This is a genomic window from Pseudomonas weihenstephanensis (assembly GCF_001043055.1).
In the GTDB taxonomy this organism is placed as follows: Bacteria; Pseudomonadota; Gammaproteobacteria; order Pseudomonadales; family Pseudomonadaceae; genus Aquipseudomonas; species Aquipseudomonas weihenstephanensis.
The window spans coordinates 113,725-131,851 of record NZ_JYLF01000005.1; the positions used below are offsets into that span (position 1 = coordinate 113,725).

Annotated in this window: 9 protein-coding genes; 6 read left to right on the top strand and 3 right to left on the bottom strand. The window is 51.7% G+C overall.

What is annotated here, in order from left to right:
* The gene (locus tag TU86_RS13645) at positions 1–636 is read left to right on the top strand and encodes a response regulator transcription factor (RefSeq protein ID WP_048364854.1); all 636 of its coding nucleotides are present in this window, start codon (positions 1–3) and stop codon (positions 634–636) included.
* Here the strand turns inward: TU86_RS13645 and TU86_RS13650 are convergent.
* The gene (locus TU86_RS13650; protein ID WP_048364855.1) at positions 623–2,023 is read right to left on the bottom strand and encodes an aminotransferase-like domain-containing protein; all 1,401 of its coding nucleotides are present in this window, start codon (positions 2,021–2,023) and stop codon (positions 623–625) included. The two genes, TU86_RS13645 and TU86_RS13650, sit on opposite strands and share 14 nt — an antisense overlap.
* A gap of 147 nt (positions 2,024–2,170) precedes the next feature.
* On the opposite strand from TU86_RS13650, the gene TU86_RS13655 reads away from it, so the two are divergent.
* Together TU86_RS13655 and TU86_RS13660 are read left to right on the top strand one after the other, a co-directional pair.
* Entirely contained in the window at positions 2,171–2,803 is a 633-nt protein-coding gene (locus tag TU86_RS13655; protein WP_048365096.1) for a LysE family translocator, read from the top strand.
* 159 nt (positions 2,804–2,962) lie between these two features.
* On the top strand, positions 2,963–3,850 hold the full coding sequence (locus TU86_RS13660) for a site-specific integrase (protein WP_048364856.1): 888 nt from the start codon (positions 2,963–2,965) through the stop codon (positions 3,848–3,850).
* Positions 3,851–4,168: 318 nt separating this feature from the next.
* On the opposite strand, the gene TU86_RS13665 is transcribed toward TU86_RS13660, so the two are convergent.
* Together TU86_RS13665 and TU86_RS13670 are read right to left on the bottom strand one after the other, a co-directional pair.
* Positions 4,169–4,624, bottom strand: coding sequence for an N-acetyltransferase (locus TU86_RS13665; RefSeq protein ID WP_478003120.1), 456 nt, complete (start codon positions 4,622–4,624; stop codon positions 4,169–4,171).
* 194 nt (positions 4,625–4,818) lie between these two features.
* Positions 4,819–5,448 (bottom strand): dTMP kinase, encoded by a 630-nt coding sequence (locus tag TU86_RS13670; protein ID WP_048364858.1) that lies wholly within the window; start codon positions 5,446–5,448, stop codon positions 4,819–4,821.
* Between the two features lie 427 nt (positions 5,449–5,875).
* Between TU86_RS13670 and TU86_RS22165 the strand changes: the two genes are divergently transcribed.
* From TU86_RS22165 to TU86_RS13685, 3 genes are read left to right on the top strand one after another with little or no spacing between them, the layout of a single operon-like run.
* On the top strand, positions 5,876–8,737 hold the full coding sequence (locus tag TU86_RS22165; RefSeq protein ID WP_082152887.1) for a Tc toxin subunit A: 2,862 nt from the start codon (positions 5,876–5,878) through the stop codon (positions 8,735–8,737).
* 33 nt (positions 8,738–8,770) lie between these two features.
* Complete coding sequence (locus tag TU86_RS22910) at positions 8,771–13,594, top strand: Tc toxin subunit A-related protein (protein WP_048365098.1); 4,824 nt, start codon at positions 8,771–8,773, stop codon at positions 13,592–13,594.
* Positions 13,591–18,105 carry a SpvB/TcaC N-terminal domain-containing protein gene (locus TU86_RS13685; protein ID WP_048364859.1) on the top strand — a complete coding sequence of 1,505 codons (4,515 nt, stop codon included), beginning with the start codon at positions 13,591–13,593 and terminating at the stop codon, positions 18,103–18,105. Before TU86_RS22910 ends, TU86_RS13685 begins: the two co-directional genes overlap by 4 nt.
* The last annotated feature ends 22 nt before the right edge of the window (positions 18,106–18,127 follow it).

The following is an 18,127-nucleotide window of genomic DNA, read 5'->3' on the forward strand; positions in this document are numbered from 1 at the left end:
ATGACGATTGCAGTTCAACCCAAGGTGTATGTGGTCGATGACGACCAGGGCATGCTCGACTCAACGGTGTGGCTGCTGGAGTCCGTGGGGCTGAGCGCGCTGGCGTTTACCAGCGGGCAGGCTTTTTTGCAGGCCTGTGACGCCAGGCTAAACGCCTGCGTGATCCTCGACGTGCGCATGCCATCAATGGGCGGCCTGCATGTGCAGCAGGCACTGATAGAGCGCGGTATTAACTTGCCGGTGATTTTTGTCAGCGGGCATGCCGATGTGCCCATCGTGGTGCGCGCGTTCAAGGCCGGCGCCCATGACTTTATCGAGAAGCCCTATAACCAGCAGTTGTTGCTCGACAGTGTGCAGCAGGCATTGAGTGCCAGCATGGCGCAGCGCGTGACGAGTCAGGCACTGCGCGATGTGCAAGAACGCCTCGATAGCCTGACGCCTCGCGAGCGCGATGTGTTGCTGCCACTGGTCAAGGGCTGCACCACCCGCGAGATAGCCGAGCGACTGGCCGTTAGCGTCAAGACCATTGATCTGTACCGCTCCCGGGTCATGAAGCGCATGCAAGCGCAGCATTTGCCTGATCTGGTGGGCATGGCCATCGCTGCCGGGCTGGTAGACCCGCTCAACCTGCGCTAATCAACAGCGCCTCAACGGCCGCCATCACCTGAGGATCATCGGTGTGGGCGACATTGAACCTAAGCTGTCGCTGGCGTGACGGGGCATAACCGAACAACGTCCCCGGCGCGAGCACCATGCCCTGTTGCAATGCCGTGTGGGCCAAGGCGTCAGCATCCAGACCGGCTGGCAATGTGGCCCAGATAAACAGCCCACCCTCGTAGGGCTGGCTCAAGGTCATGCCTAGCCCGTGCAACCAGGCCGCCACCCGCGCACCGCTGCTCAATAGGTCGCGCAGCACACGCTTACGGTGTTTGTGATAACTGCCGTCGTTGAGGGTTGAGCACACCAGTTGCTCAAGCATCTCGCAGGTAATACCGCCGCACATCAGTTTCATGTGCGTCAGGCGGGCTGCTTGCTGCGCGGTCGTCACCACATAGCTGACCCGAAAATTGGCGCTGAGGGTTTTGGAAAAGCCGCTCAGGTAGGTGACGTGCTCAGGCCCCGCCAAGGTGGACAGTCGCAGCGGCGGGTCAGGGTGCAGGTCACCATATAAATCGTCTTCGATGATGTGGCAACCGTAGCGCTTGGCCAGCTCTAAAATTCCATAGGCTTGACTGGGCGAAAAGGAATGCCCGGTGGGGTTATGCAGCACGCTGGTGGTCAAGTAAACGCTGGGGCGTTGTTCAATCAACAGTGTTTCCAACGCTTGCAAATCCAGACCTTGAGCCGTGCGTTCAAGCGTTACAACCTGCGCACCGTGCAACGCCAGGTTGGCGTGAAAATTGAAATAGCAGGGCGCATCCAGCAGCACGGTGTCTCCCGGCCGAAGGCGTAGACGCAGCAGCATGTCCAAAGCCTGGATCGTGTTGCTGCTGGTGATGATCTGTTCAACAGGCACATCGAGGCCCTGGCTCGCCAGCTTTTGCTGTAATGCCTGGCGCAGCGGCAGATAACCTGCCGGGTCGCCATAACCGGTCAACCGCAACTGGGCTGAACGACTGATTTGCCGCAGGCTGGCGCGTAGGGTGCTGGGTTGCAGCCAGTGTTCGGGCAAGTGACCCGCGCCGGGGCGCATGGCAAGGCTGGCACCGATCAAGGAGCGACGCAGTACGCTGGTCAAATCCTGTGGCAGCAGGTCGACGCCAGCGGCGCGCGACTGTGTCGGCGCCAAGGCCACAAAATAGCCAAGGCCCTGACTGGAGGTAATACGGTTTTGCCCGCGCAGGCGATCGAGTGCCTCGATAAGAGTGAATTTGCTGACCCCAAATGCTTCGGTCATTTGCCGTGCGGAGGGCAATTTACTGCCGGGGCTGAGTAATCCCTGATCAATAGCTGCGCTCAGCGCATCAACGATTTGCTGAACCTTGGGCGTTCCGGGCTGAAATTCAAGGGTTGGAATGTGCATGACGGCCTCGTACTTTGCCGGTCATCCTACCAGTAAAGATCGGTAAAGTTAGGTCGGGCTTTATCTGCTGCATGGAGCGCACTTTGTCTAACATGGCCCACCGCTCGTACCCGTTCGAGTGATGAGATCAGGGATGTAATGCGCTTTATGGCTACTCAATTGACTTATGCGTCCTTTGCTTACTTTTTGATGTTCTGCGCCACGATGACTTTCAGCCCTGGCCCCATGACCTTGCTGTTAATGGGATTTGGCATGCAGGAAGGCTTGAAACGCTCCATGCCGGTGCAGTTGGGCGCGAGTGCGGCGTATCTGGTGTCGATTCTGATTTTTGCTGTCGGTTTTGCCGAACTGGTGAAAGGCAATGTATTGATCAGCCGTGGGATTCAATACATTGGCGTCGCCTATTTGCTGTACCTGGCTTACCAGCAATGGACCCGTCAGGGGCTTTGCTTGCAAACCCCTGACACGCCAATGGCCAGCGGCTTTAAAGGACGCTTCGGTAAAGGTCTGTTGGCCGGATTCTCAAACCCCAAAACGATTGTCATGTTCAGCGCCGTGTTCCCGCAGTTTGCAGGGCAGGGCGGCGACACCCGAATGCTGGATTTGGCAGCGTTGGGGCTGGCCTTCTTGCTGCTGCAATTTGCCAGTGGCTGCTTGTATTGCTATTTCGGCCAACACATTCGCCATGTGCTGCAAAGCCCCAAACGCCAGAGACTGCTGCAAAGGGCCACTGCCGTCATGCTGCTGTGCGTGGCTGCGTTACTGGCGCGCGGTTTTTGAAAGACGACGCTGGCGACTCAACACCGCGGTAAACAAATCAGATTGATGCGGTATATTGCAGGCCTGTTTTGAGCCGTATCGAGATTGGTTTTGTCGACTTCTGACCCCGCAACACCGCTGGCCGCCATCAGCCCTTTAAATGCCGTGCAGGCGCCTGTGATGCTTTATCTAGAGCGGCTGGCGCCATCGAGCAAGCAAACCATGCGCTATGTGTTGCAAGACGCGGCCGATCGACTGGGCGTTGAAGACGTCACCATCGAAGAATTCCCGTGGCATCACTTGCAGCCGGGGCATATCACGGCTCTGGTGGCGACATTGCGTACCGACGGCTATGCACCCAATACGTCATCGTTGTACGTAAACGCCATTCGCGGCGTGATGAATCAAGCCTGGCAGCAAAGCCTGATCACCCAGGATCATTTACTGAAAATCCGTGCCGTAAAAGCAGGCGGCGGCACACGGCTAAGTAAAGGCCGCAACCTGCGGCGCAGTTTGATTCGTGAGTTGATGGAGGTGTGCGCAGCCGACCCGCGCCCGCAAGGGTTACGTGATGCCGCGATCATCGCGATTCTGTACGGCTCGGGGATGCGCAAGTCTGAGTCGGTGAACATAGAACTTAGCCAGGTCAACGTGACAGAGCGCAGCTTGCAGGTACTGGGCAAGGGCAACAAGGAACTGATCAAATTCGCCCCGGCCTGGGCCTTTGAAAAACTCGACGCCTGGCTGCAATTTCGTCGGGCGAACTTACCCGAGGGGGTCAGTGACGATGAGTTTTTGTTCAATCGCATTCGTCGAGGCAACCACATCACCCGCGAGCGCATTACCAAACACGCGATTTACTACATCGCCAAACAGCGCGGCAAGCAGGTGGGCGTCAACATCATGCCCCACGACTTTCGTCGCTCATTCATTACCCGCGTGATCGAAGAGTACGACGTCTCAATTGCACAAAAACTGGCGCACCACGCCAACATTGCCACGACCGTGAGTTATGACATGCGCGATGACAACGAACGCCGCAACGCCACCGACCGTTTCATTCTTTAACGGCTTTATCCGGCGTGCCGTACCGCGCGAAGCAGGGCAGAGTGGCAGGCCAATTACTGCGGTCTATATATAACTCAACTAAACAGACATTTAGTGGAGTTATATTTTTTGGGAATATAGGGATGATAAAAAACCCTAGTCAACACGGTTACAATTTTTGATTTTCAAGACTTTAACCACAGCCTTTTCACAATAGAGCAGTGCGGCTGCAGTTTATCTGCGTCTCAACCCCTGCACGCGGTGGCCCGGTAGCCTCGGGTTATCGATGGCATACATCCGGGCGTATCAGTGCGGCCTTATTTTGACAGGAACGAGTCATTACTCGTAGGTCATCACGTACTCGCGCTGGCCCGTATGTTCATCAATCGACTCTTGGCCCAGCTTAAATCCCTGGGACTGATAAAAAGCGATACTGGAGGCGTTCTCCTTGTAAACAGCCAATGTCAGCTGATCGTGCAGCGCTTTCACATGGCTCAGAAACTGCTTGCCCAAACCTTTGCCTTGATAATCGGGGTCTACAAACAGCGCAGCCAGTTGATGGTTGATCACAGAGTAAAACCCCAGCACCCGGGATGAGTCCTCGATGACAAATGTCTCTGACGCAGGGATATAAATGTCACGCATGTTTTCTATCTGAGATTGCCAATAAGTCTTGTCGATAAAGTCATGGGCTTTGACCGACGCGTCTAGCCAGATCTCCAGAACGCGCTTCATATCGCGTGGCTCAAGTTTTCTTATCATCCCGGATCCCGCACAGTGAAAGCCTGCAATCATGCAGCAAGCCAACGGCAAGCTCAAAGCGTCAGGTTTGCAGCATGAATGTGCCGGACCAAACCCAGGGCCTACAAACACCTTTGAAATCTTTTCCACTGACCCTGACGCACCAATACGTAGATTCGCATAATGTATATTATGTTAAATCATGTATCTCTCTTAAGTACTCATAAGCCCATAATCCCACCTGTCCTTTAATCCCGAGTACTCTCGCACTCCAGGACTCTGTAGATCTCAGTAATCACCTGCATCGTGGCGTCTTCGATCGCGCCCTCATTGCGGCATAACATCCAATCATTATCCGTACAGGCTCGCTCGAATGCTCTGGTGCACACGGCATGCTCCGCAAATGTGTGGATCACAGTACTCCTCAGCCCACGCCGGCGTGCTGCGGCTCTTGCCCAGGAAATTTGCGGACTGGTCACAACTCCGACATGCAGATCTGGCACGCGAACATTGCAATCCTTGTTCAACTGTAGGATTTCTGCAAACGGTAATATCCGGCGAAATGCGGCTTCTGACGGATACCAGCGATCGATCAAAATAATGCTGTCAGGTGGCTGTTTAGGCAGCACGTGCTCGGAAATCCACCTGCGACTGTCCGCAAAAAGCTCACACACCCGCAACTCCAAAGCCCTGGAGGGACTTCTGGCGAGCGCATTAACCAGGCTCATTGTTTCTGCCCTGTAGGGATCGCTTTTTTGCTCGCTCAGCCGGATGACTTTTTTGTTGTCTGCCCTCATTACTTTCGTAACAGCTTCCAACAGTGTGGTTTTACCAGTGCCTTTGGGTCCATCCAGAGAAACAAATAGCGGACGATTCATGGTTTACATTCTGCTGAATTTAGCCTCTACCTTACGACGCCACCCCTGCTCCCGCCAACGAATCTTTAACTGAGCCGTCAGGCAACGAAATCGGGTCTGTCGTAATGCCCTCTTCCTTCGTTTCCAACGACATCAACGATGCCGTCACACAATGGCAGGCCATAGGCTGCATTACGACGCAGAAAAGACACTGACTTATAGGGGCATACTTGACTACAAAATAACGGAAATTTGTTACATCATGCCCTTACTTTATTGCAGCCTGTCCTTCACCTTGCACTGACAGAACAGCAAGCCCCCCAAAAAAAACCTCAAATTATAAAAGATATTTCCCAAAAATTTTACAGCGCGATCCGACCCATATCCCCAGTAATCCAGTGTTAGTTTCAAGTGCCGTCCTAGATGCTCACTTGTCTTACTGGAGTTCATGAATATGCAAAGTCCCTCCGCATTACTGCTGTCACTGGCAACTGATGCAGGTCCTCCCGCACCTGGCAGAATCAGCTTTGAAGCGGCCATGCTGCAGATGCACCTTTATTCAGTATTCGATATCGCCCGACTGTCTAAATCCGAATTCATCGAAGGCCTCTCTCGATACTGTGATGAAGATGCCGATCAAGCATACGAGCACGCTGTCAGTTATGCTGCGCAAATTGAGTTCCATCATCGCGAACAACAATATTTACCGACGAATCAAGATCGCAGCAAGCGCATGGCTTCTACCCCAGAACAATACGGCGCCTCTTACACCAGCCTTTTCGAAGCCAGTGGAAGAAACGTCTGCTCCAACGATTCGATTGCAGCACTTGACTCTCCGGTTGCGTACCTACGAGCTTTATATTTATTTGCACTTGACGTCGAGAAGACAGGTAAAGGGAGCGCCATAAAAAACACCCTCGACAAACGACGCCCGACCTTGAAAGACATGACCATCGACTTGCACGCGGTGAACCATCAACTCCCAATGCTCACGATTGTGAACGAGACTTTACACACGCACATCCAGTTGCACCTGAAGCAACACAGCAGTAAATACGGAGAGAAAAGTGTTGAAGATATTCTGGCAGAAAGGCGTTTTCCTTTCACACTTCCCTTTTATCTTCCTCATGAGCAATGTGTATTGGGCCTAACAGGAAACAGGCCAGTATTAGGTGAAATAAATTACAAAATCAGCACCGCGTTACCCATAAGTCAGCAGCCCAGCGCGGCCTATGAAAGAGTACAAAAAAACAGCCTAGAAGCACAAAAAATGCTGTCTGCGCTCAGCCCACAGCAATACAGGATAATCACAGAAATCGAAGCGCAGGACAGTATAAAAGACGCCTTCACCCAGCAACACTTCAACTCAACACTTGAGCACCTAAGCACGCTTTCACACTTAATGGAAAGAACTGAACTCACCACGGAGGCACTTTACGAAGTACTCTCCATCGAAAAATTTACTCCCGTCAAGTCAGTTAATCTAACGACAACACACCCCCACGAATCTGAGCATTTCAGCCACTACTTAGACATGGGCATTAGCCTTGACAAAACACACAACACCCAACACTTAACTGGACTGAGCGTCGTACAACTTGACCGTTTGCAGCGTGTCATTCGACTGCACCGCTGGACGAACATTTCCATCACTGATTTAAAGTTATTGCTGCACAGCACGGTGCGGGCCCAGTCCCTTACAGGGAGTTTCACCATCAATGAAAACAGCGTGCGGGCTTTAGGTGTTTACCGTTATTTAAGTCAACGCTACACACTGAACGCTGATGAGTTTTGCGCCATCCTGTACCGCTTGCCTATTCATGCTTCTGCACAATCGGTATCGTTGTATGACCGTGTGTTCAATAACGAGCAATTGTTCAACGGCTCACTCCAGCTGGACGGTAGCCCTTTAAACCTTACCAATTCAGACCCTGAGTCAGTGAGCTTCTTAACTAAAATCGGAGCGGGCCTTACACTCAACGACACGCCCGATGCGTTAGGCGTGTTATCTACTCACGTTCAAAAAAATATACCCTCCCCAAAAAAAAACTTACATACCCTGTCAAGCTTTTATCGACAGGCACGTATAGCCACGCTCTTTAATTTATCGGTCAAAGAAAGCTTGCAACTGGCTGAGTTATTGGGTGGTGTCAGCTACAGCAAACAACTGGCACTGCCAACCCTGCGAAGTGCTATGAAGCCTGGCGCTCCCGACGTGCTAGACGTGCTCATGCAAATGGACTGGGCGACTCAGTGGTTTAAAGAGGTCGGTATCCATACTCAACAACTTCGGCATCAACTGAGGCTTGAAACGTCACAGTCACCGCCCGCCATAAATGAATATGCCAATCAGCTCCACGCCGTATTGATTGAGTTAGAACGCTGCTTATTTAACGACGAGGAAATACATGGAAGCGATTTAAAATCAATGCTCGCGTCAGCCAATATCAAGTTTTCCCAGGGCCAAATACTTGCAAAAACGCTTCTTAAAAACTTCCCCTCTTTACCCGATCACCCTGACCCAGACAAATCACTCCAAGGGCTAGAGTCGGCAGCAGAGAAACTTGCCGAAGGGATTAAAGAGCCTCACGCCAAAGAATCATTAATAGCTGCCATTGTGAGTGCGCTTAAACCTTTTCTATCAGAAGCCTATCAGCGTCTATTGCCCTGGAAAGCCCACCTCTCGAAGATATTCAAAGACACTGCCATGCCCGACACAAGTGAATTGTTCGGTACCGTGTGCAAACACGCTACGTACAACATGGCAAATGCACTGGGTAACTCTGACACGCGAAAGCAGTTAAAGCACAGTTTGCTAGCGATGCCCGGCGCCGTCACGGCCTTGGCGTTGCCGCTCAGCGCTCCTGCACTGCACGTTTTTTTACTCAATCCGCACTGGTTGGATAAAGCAAATAATAAAGAGGCGCAATTAAAACTGACATTTGCGACGTTGTATCTCTTTCAACAACTTAAACAGATCACTCAGAGCTACCCCATCACAGAGAGTGATCTATTAAATTACTTACACCTCGCCAACGTGCAGGACGGCTCAGCCGAATCAGATGCGAGTGCCTGGTTAAGTCGATTACTGGGCTGGGCGGTCAGTGAGATCCAATCACTCCTGCAGGAAGTTAACTGGACACACGTTCAGTCTGTCGCACAACTTGATTGGATCGTCCGGTGTCACCAAACATCCCGCGCCACAGGATTATCGGCCCAAGTATTACTAACAGCCACACACTTGAACGTTGACAGCCCTGGAGATGAATGGGTTCGCGTCGGTGAAGCTGTGATGGCAACGGCTGTTTAATTTCTTATTATCTAGAGTGGCTAAACAATGAACATGTCGCATCGTCTCAAACACCAATTGAATGAAAAACTGCGTGATGCCCAGCTTTCTTTTTATCTGCATGAAGTCGATCCTAGGGGTGAAAAACAGCAAACAGAAAACGCCTCGACGCCAGGAAGAACGGCTGATGAATTGTACGCAGATTGGTTACTGGATGTACAAATTAGCCAGTCCGTCCCCACCAGCCGAGTGGCTTGCGCAACAGCGAGCTTACAGCAGTACATTAATAGTATTTCCCTTGGTTTTGAACCAGGCTATGACATTCAGGGCATGACACCAAAGCAGATTTCAACATGGAATAACAGCCTGTACAGCTATTCCGTTTGGCACGCAAGCCAGCAATTGCGCCACTTTCCGGCTAACTTTCTGAGCCCCGGACTGCGCCAGAATAAAACTGACATCTTTCAACAATTAGAAAACGATATAAATCAAACCCGTCTACAGCAAAACCATATTGACTCGTCGGTACAACGCTACCTGGGACGCCTTGAAGAAATAATTAACCTGCAAACCATAAATGGTTATATAGATGGCAATATCGAGAGCATGGCAGACAGCACATATTATTTAATTGGACAGTCCAAGGGCACTAACACCGTTTATTACCGATCCTTAAACATGCGTGCACATACCTACTCGAAATCCACTGACCGAAGCACGCAAGGATTGTTAAACTATCCAACCCCAGTTGCATGGTCAGACTGGATGGACGTTCCACTCCCTGCATCGGAGGACATCCCGGTGCAAAGTATACGCCCTGTGAGTTTTAATAATCGCTTATTTGTTATTTGGGCTCAATGCACCAAGCCTCAATTTAGCCACTTGGAACGTCCTAGTCCTATAGACGAAACCGACTTTCAAAATCCCGAAAAACTATTGCGTTTCGGCCGACACTATACCCGCTTACGCTTGCACTTTATGTATAAAAAATTTGACGGCAGTTGGAGTTGCCCCCAAGTGTGCATTGATGAAAATTGCACCAGCAGGTCGCTGAATGAATTAACGCTCCAACAATTAATGTCGTCGATAAGAACGGTTGCCACATTAAACTTAAAAACCACGCCCCCCACCTTATTTTTAGGTTTGGTAAGCCATTTCGATACCGATAACCAACCCTTAAACGCCAACCCTCTCACGAAAGTTAAGAACTTTAGTTTTTCTCATGGGGCACAATTGGATAATCAATTCAACATTATCCAGCTCGCATCATCAGGTTCGCTTAGCAGTTTAGTCAAATTTTTTCAAGGTTATCTCGCTGTTGACGCAAATCGCTACCTGTTGACATTTGCGAGACATAATGAAAACAACTTACAGTTCCACGCCCCGGTGAGTGACACTGTTAGTTTTAAAGCACATAACCCTACCTCTCCCCATCCCACAGCATCCCGATGGAACTATGACAACACACAGGATCACATCAACAATACGCCTGAGCGTATCGGCCTAACATTCAACAAAACCACATCAACTCTCGAAATTACCTCACGCCTGGACAAATCCTTCCCCTCAATTAAGACCGTCACGCTGCACGCCCGTGGCTCAGCGTCAAGTGTCACTCTCACATTGGCCGTCGAGGTACCGCAGGACGGGAGCGCGAGCAGTATTGCCTTACATAAAACGTCCTCTTTAGCTTTACAACATACCGGTTCTGACGCTGTACTTACTGAGCACTTAAATCTTTCCATCACGTGTAACAAAACAAAAATTTCTTTCCCCGACGTCATCATGCATGCGAAAACAAATGAACCGTCATCGATTGAAGGCAGAGTTGCAAATCTTCCATATAACGGTAATTCCCTCGAAACGTACGACCTTGAAAACCTGACCATACCGACGATTTTTTTTAACCATTTATTCGTCACGGAAGAAACAACGTATTCAGCCAACCTGTCCTCCAGTGCCGACAACACTCATGCGCCGATCCACTTTGATACGCTTCGCATCACGCGCTCAAATCGGACCTACAGGCAGATCATCATGATCCCTCATTCCGGTATTCCATCCAGCTCTTATCCAAAGCATGTGCATATTACAAATACCGAACTTGTCGGCAGCCCCAATGAGATGCGCCGCTATTTAAAGGGCGAATCAACATCTTTAAACGCAGGGCAAGCCCATACAGCACAACTGAGCATTGATCCTAATCTACTGATGCAAACGCCCAGCACCAACTTACATATATTTCACGGCGTGTTGATTCGAGAACAAAATGTCGAAGACACCGGCTCGGTCATTTTGGGGTATGCACTCAAAGCATTTGAAGTCACGTTAAATACCAGAGCCCGTAGCGATATACCTTTGGGTCCTAAAATAAACCGCCTTGTCTCGACAGACAATGGCACAGCAGAATTTCTGGATTTCAGCACCACCTCCACTCCAAAGTCTGAACCGTCAAACAACCATAAACTGCCCTTGATACGCCTCAATACAGGCCTTGCTGGTAAATTAACGCGCGCAGCCAGTGTTGATATGGCGAATGTATTTTCCTTATCAAACCTCCTCCTGATTGACCCATCACTCACCCCTGAAGCCCCCCATAAGTCCGCCGATTTTCATGGCGCGTACGGCAAGTACTTATGGGAATTATTCCTTTATTTACCTTGGCTCATTACGCATCGCTTACATACGGAGCAACGCTATGTTGAGGCCGAGTCATGGCTTAAGTACTTATTCGACCCAAGCCGTAGCCAGCCCACCGCACCGCACACCCAGGCGTATTGGGGTCTAAATGCACTGACGCCCGAATACTCAGAACCTAGTTATGCTCTCGACAACCCCCTGGACCCAAATCAAATTGCCCTGAGCGCCCCGGTCTACTTGCGACAGGCTTTATATTTGTTGTACGTCGATATCTTGGTCAATCGGGGTGATGCTGCTTATCGACAGATGACTACCGAGAGCCTTTCTGAAGCCAAACTCTGGTATGTGCGTGCCAAGCGCTTGCTTGGACCCTTGCCAGAGATCAGCAAGGTTGAGCCATGGTCAACTATTACGCTAACCACATTGGCTACTCGCCCTGATAGCAACTTGCGTGAGACTGAACGCCTGGCGTTGCAGGTTGATTCTGGTCTGCCTCCTCTCGTGCGAGGCGTACTGGAGGCACCGCAGCACTATGCACCTCTGGACACCCCTGACTTGTGTACACCCATTAATAAAGACCTATTAATGCGCTGGAGAAAAATTGACGCACGCCTGTACAACCTGCGCCAGCATTTGGATATAACCGGTAAGCCTTTGCACATACCTCTGTATGCTGCGCCACTGTCACCTCGTGGTCTGCTTACTCTTTATAGTCAAGGTGCCATGGCGGGGAACACATTGAGCCGTACGCGCCAGCCTATCCAGGTGGGGCATTATCGTTTTCACGTGATCTACGCACAGGCGCTGGCCGCTGTCGACAACCTGATACAGTTTGGCAACAGTTTGCTGTCAATGATTGAGCGTCAGGAGCAGGCTGCGCAAGTAGAGTTACAACACCAGCATGTGTGGCAACTTGCCTCACATGCACTCGAACAACACGCGCACAGTATTCGCGTTGACGAACACAACCAACTAGCGTTGTTGGCTGGCCAGCGAATTATCGAATCACGTATTACTCACTTTGAGCGACTGCTCAAAGAACGCATCAGTTCAGCGGAACAAGTGGCGACTCAAGAGCTTCAGGCCAGCGCCTCGTTAGAAAGCGTGGCTTTTGGACTGCAAGCGGCGGCAGGGCTGGCCATCATCCCGCCTAATATTTTTGGCGCCTCTAACGGTGGATGGCGTCTTGAAGGTGGCTTCTATGCCGTTCAGGCTGGCGTGCAACTTCTGGCTAATGAAAAGCGCGCCAATGCCAATCATCTGGACCGTAATGAACTGTTTAATCGCCGTGCGCAGGAGTGGGAGCAGGCGCTGGAACAGTCACGCCTTGAACTGTCGCAAGTGAAGACTCAGGTTCAAGCGTATGCCGAGCAGGCCAATAGTAGTCGATTACAATTGCAGTCAACTTCCACCGCACTCAGTCAGGCCAAAATCGCCTATAACTTGCTCAATAAGCGGTTCACGACCTCTCAAATGTATCAATGGCTCAGTGCCCAACTGTCTTCCTTTTATTTACAGGCATATGACTCGGCACTTTCGCTGTGTCTTGACGCACAAGCATGCTGGGAGTACGAACGGGCAGAATCGAATCGAACATTCATTCAGACGGCCAATTGGGATAATCAGCACCGCGGGTTAACCGCAGGTGAAACGCTGAAACTCAGCCTGAGCAACATGCACACCGCCTACCTTCAACACAATCAGCGACCGCTGGAGATTACAAAAACGGTGTCACTGCGTCTTTTGCAGGCACAAGACACCACCTCCACGTTGAATGCATCGTGGTCAGAAATCAGCGCGTCGTTGAAAACCAAGGGCACCGCCGAATTTGAGCTAACCCAGGCCATGTTTGATGCCGATTACCCGGGTCATTACCTGCGCCGAATAAAAAGTATCAGTGTCTCGCTCCCCGCAACGCTAAGCCCTTATGAAGATATTCGCGCCACACTGACTCAAACTTACAGCACGATTCAAACCTTGCAGAACGCTGACTTTTCTTATCCCAACCTGCGTGTCAGAGAGCAAATCGCTCTATCGAACGGGCTCAATGACAACGGGTTGTTTACGCTCAACTTTGAGGGTGATGATCGATATTTGCCTTTTGAGTACACCGGAGCAGTATCCCGCTGGATTTTGTCGTTCCCTAACCCTGCAGCCCAGCAGTCGATGCTCGATTCCCTAAACGACGTCATTATTCATGTGCGCTATACCGCCAAAAGCGCAGGAGAGCACGTATGACACAACACCAAGCCACCGTCGAGGCTTTCATGCCGTCGCTGCCCAAGGGCGGAGGTGCCATCCAGAGCATCGGTGTAGGTTGGGGGGCTGTAGGAACGAGCGGTGGTGCTTCATTCAGCGTTCCTTTACCCATTTCTCAAGGCAGAGGGTTCACCCCTGCCTTGAGCTTGAATTACAGCAGCGAACAAGGTAACGGACCTTTTGGCCTTGGATGGTCAGCATCCCCCGGCACTATCCGGCGAAACACTCATCTCGGCACACCTAATTACGAGGAAGACAATAAGTATCTCGGGCCCGGAGGGGCGGAGCTGAGTCCTGAGAAAACTGAGGCAGGCGCCGTCAAAACCACCACGACGACACAATTCAATACCCTGCAACTGAACACACCGTTTACCGTTACACGCTATTTTCCACGCATTGAATCAACCTTCGCGCGCGTGGAGCACTGGTCGTCCAGCGCCGACCCTGCGGGGTTCTGGCTGATACACAGTGCAGATGGAACCCTCCACCTGTATGGCAAAACCCGCGGGGCACGGTGCTTTAACCCCGATGCAGTACAACATGTGGCCGAGTGGTTACTTGAAGAAAGTCTGTCCCCGCACGGTGAACAGATTTACTACGACTATAAGCGTGAGATTCCGAGCGCAGAGGCTGCGCTGCCACATGACTTCCGCAGCCAGCGCTATCTGAAGCGGATTTGCTACGGCAACCTAAACGCTACATCTGACTTACAGTTGTGGTCTTCTGATGTGCTCGCCGACAAACAATGGCATTTTGAAATGTGGTTTGACTACGGGGAACGCTTAACAAGCTTGAGCGATGTACCGGGCTACACCGAGCAAAAACCGTGGCAGATACGTCCCGATCCGTTTTTTAACTACGCGTACGGCTTTGAGCTGGGAAACCGTCGCTTGTGCAAACAAATTCTCACGTTCCATTATTTCCCCCAGGAAACAGCACTGGGACCTGAACCTGTGCTGGTTAAGCGCATGCTCCTTGAATACAAAACCAGCGAACTAGGGGCAAGCTTACTGAGCGCACTCCATAGCCAAGCATTCGATGCGGCTGGTGTTACCAAGTACTGGCCGCCGCTGGAGCTGACCTATAGTCCGTTCAGGCTAACGGCTGACCCGGCGCGGTATCTGCCTTTTCAAGCCCTGCAAGGGCCAGGCGATGGGCAACACTATCAAATGGTTGATTTGTACAGTGACGGCTTACCGGGTGTGCTTTATGGCAACGACAGGCTGTGGCAATACCGTGAGCCCGCCAGAGATACTCATGGGTCTCACGCCGATGCGGTGGTGTACGGCCCGCTGCAAACACTGCCCACAATGCCTGTAAGCGATAACCGTGAATCCTTGCGCCAGCGGTTAGCCGACTTAAATGGCGATGGGCAGTTGGACTGGATACTTGCCCAACCCGACATGAGTGGCTTTTTCACTTTGAACTCGCGCAGGCGCTGGTCTGATTTCGCAACGTTCGCGGCGCTTCCAGTAGAGTTTTTTCACCCTCAGGGACAACTGGCCGACCTGATGGGCAATGGTATTCACGACCTTGCCCTTATAGGTACGCGCAGTGTTCGACTCTACATTAATCAAGGGGCGCAGGGGTTTACGCCTGGTCGTGAAGTCCCTCACCCTCTGGATGATGATGATGCGTTACCGGTACTGAGTCATTCTCCCACTGAGCTGGTGGCTTTCAGCGATATTCTGGGCAGCGGGCAACAACACTTGATCCGTATTCGCCACAACGAACTAAAGTGTTGGCCAAACCTTGGCCGCGGGCGTTTCGGTAAGGGTTTTGTCTTTGCCCAACTGCCTTTCAGTTACGCGCAGTTCGATGCTTCACGGGTCGTGATGGCTGATCTGGATGGCTCAGGCGCCGTTGATTTAATTTACCTTGAACCCGAGCACGCATTGATTTTCATGAACCTGTTCGGCAATGGGCTTGAATCCTCTCCCACACGTCTGCCATGGCCTCAAGGCGCACGCTATGACAGCAGTTGCCGAGTCAGCACCGCAGACCTTCAAGGGTTAGGGTGTTCTAGCCTGATTGTGTCGATCCCCCATGCAACGCCTACGCATTGGCGTTACGACTTTGTCAGCAGCAAACCTTATTTACTTACCGCCAGCGATAACAATATGGGCGCCAGTGGCACATTGACTTACCGCAGCAGTGCCCAAGAGTGGCTTGACGAAAAACAAGAACGCTCACAGGCAAACAAACCTTCAATCTGCGGTGTCCCCTTCCCATTGCACCTGGTGACCCAACAGCAACAACATGATGCAATAAGCGGCAACCGTTTAACCCGGCGATTTCAGTACCGCGAAGGTTTTTACAATGGCCACGAGCGCAAGTTCCAGGGCTTCGGCTTGCTGCTGGAGACTGATACCGATACGCAGGTATCCGCCATTCAAAACACAACGGCTCAGCACACTGCCCCCCTCTTGAGCAAAACTTGGTTCCACACCGGCAAAGCGACGGACATGCTGCGCAGTGATTACTTCAGCCTGGATACAAGCGCTCATCCTCTGGGATACACAGCATTCAGCCGCTTGTCGGGTGAACACACACACGACACACTCATTAAGGGCTCTGGTATCGCGGACTTTGTGCACGAAATCAATCTTGCACTGGTTGGTCTGGTCTTACGCCAAGAGGTATACGCCGCCAAAGATCCACGCACGACAGCTGTCCCTTACTCAGCCAGCCAGCAGCGCTACCTGATAAGACAGGTCAACAGTCAAGCCTCCATGTTGGCCCTAAACCTTGAGACCATCAGTTACCGCTATGAGCGTGAGGCCGCTGATCCTGCGTGCCAGCACACGATTAATTTGCGCTGGGATGCTTATGGCGATTTAACACACAGCGTAACGGTCTATTACGCACGCCGTAAAACCTCTCTCGATGCATCTCCATTCACCAATACCCACCAGGCACAGTGGTGGCAAGACACCCATGACTCAGCGCAACAGTCGTACTACCTGACAGAGACCAGAACCCAGCTGATTCATATCGATAATCCTCAGCGCTGGCGTTTGCACCTGCCCTACCGGCAGCGTACCAACGCCCTGGTACTGGCCAAAGGCAGCACACCCCAAGCATTGACCCCCCAACGAATCAGTTATGAGCACTTCATTGATGAAGACGCTGAGTCGCCTCTGGGAGCTCAAGCGCAACGAACATTGGTCAGTTTATCAACGCAATACTACCGAGGTGTTCGGGCCTCTAAAACGCTCCCTTCCGGGCAAGCCAGTTTTCAGGCCTTGGCCGATCACACTGAAATGGCGGAACTTGATGACCATTCGCTTAAAGCCTACGAAGACATCCCACACCTGCCAGGCGCCGAACCTTTTGACTTGGATAGCGCTCTGACGAAAGCACACTATCATCGGATGTCACTGTTTTTACCTGAAACCACGACCGAAACACGTATTTGGTCTATCAGAAAAAACTATGCCCGCTACAACGACGGGCAGGGTTTTTACCGGGCATACGGTGTACGTCCCACCCAAAGCCATGGCGTAACCTACTTCCAGCACGATCGCTACTACTGTCAGATCGCTACTGTCAAAACGGCGGATGGCTGTATGACGAAAGTCCAGTACGACTACCGACTGTTACTGCCCGTAAACATCACCGATCCACAAGGCACTCAACAACAAGCACTGTATGACGCTTTTGGCCAATTACGCGCTACCAGCTTTTTCGGCCAGGAGCGCGGTCAACCCGTAGGTTTTCAGCCCTTGTCAGACTACCGTGCCCCTGAAGACGACAGCCCGGACAACGCAATCAAAAACCCTGAAAACGCGCTCTTGAAAGCTGCCACCGCCAGCTTCTACAACCCGTTTAGCTGGATGGGGTATGTACCGCCATCTGCCCAACGCCTGCTCTGGATGAATCAAGGCTACCTGCTGCCTAACGGATACATTCGAGAAAGTGCACGCACCCTGACACTGGACCTGACCAACCCGAGCGATAAGCAATTTCATGAACAGCTACAAATAGTTCAGCGTGAGCCGGTGCACTCAGTGGTGTTACAAGCAGATCGATACCCCTCCAACACAGAGGATGAAGCCCCCGTTATACGCATTAACCTGAGCTGTAGTGATGGGTTTGGCCGACTCCTGCAAACCAAGCAGCTAGCCCCTGGTGGCAGTGCGTACAAGGTCGATACCAACGGAGCACTTGAAGTCGACTCCGCGGGCAAACCCACGCTTGAGCAGAGTGAGCGGCGCTGGCGGGTAAGTAGCAGGGTCGAATACAACAACAAAGGTCTGGCCATTCGCAACTATCGCCCCTACTTCGCCGATCAGCATCGCTATATCAAAGATGAGTCACTGCGCACGAGCGGTTACAGCGATCAACTATTCTACGATGCACTGGGTCGTCAAACGCACACCCTCAATGCACGCGGCGATTTGAGTCGGCAAACCTATTGCACGTGGTACACCATTTCAGAAGACGAAAACGACACCCACGGCCTGGAGCAGAATCTCCCGACTGACTAGACAACATGGCCCAACCCGGCAA

Coding starts and splice junctions, on each gene's coding strand:
- TU86_RS13645 (WP_048364854.1), top strand. CDS start 1: ATGACGATTGCAGTTCAACCCAAGGTGTATGTGGTCGATGACGACCAG.
- TU86_RS13650 (WP_048364855.1), bottom strand. CDS start 2,023: ATGCACATTCCAACCCTTGAATTTCAGCCCGGAACGCCCAAGGTTCAG.
- TU86_RS13655 (WP_048365096.1), top strand. CDS start 2,171: ATGGCTACTCAATTGACTTATGCGTCCTTTGCTTACTTTTTGATGTTC.
- TU86_RS13660 (WP_048364856.1), top strand. CDS start 2,963: ATGCTTTATCTAGAGCGGCTGGCGCCATCGAGCAAGCAAACCATGCGC.
- TU86_RS13665 (WP_478003120.1), bottom strand. CDS start 4,624: ATGATTGCAGGCTTTCACTGTGCGGGATCCGGGATGATAAGAAAACTT.
- TU86_RS13670 (WP_048364858.1), bottom strand. CDS start 5,448: ATGAATCGTCCGCTATTTGTTTCTCTGGATGGACCCAAAGGCACTGGT.
- TU86_RS22165 (WP_082152887.1), top strand. CDS start 5,876: ATGAATATGCAAAGTCCCTCCGCATTACTGCTGTCACTGGCAACTGAT.
- TU86_RS22910 (WP_048365098.1), top strand. CDS start 8,771: ATGTCGCATCGTCTCAAACACCAATTGAATGAAAAACTGCGTGATGCC.
- TU86_RS13685 (WP_048364859.1), top strand. CDS start 13,591: ATGACACAACACCAAGCCACCGTCGAGGCTTTCATGCCGTCGCTGCCC.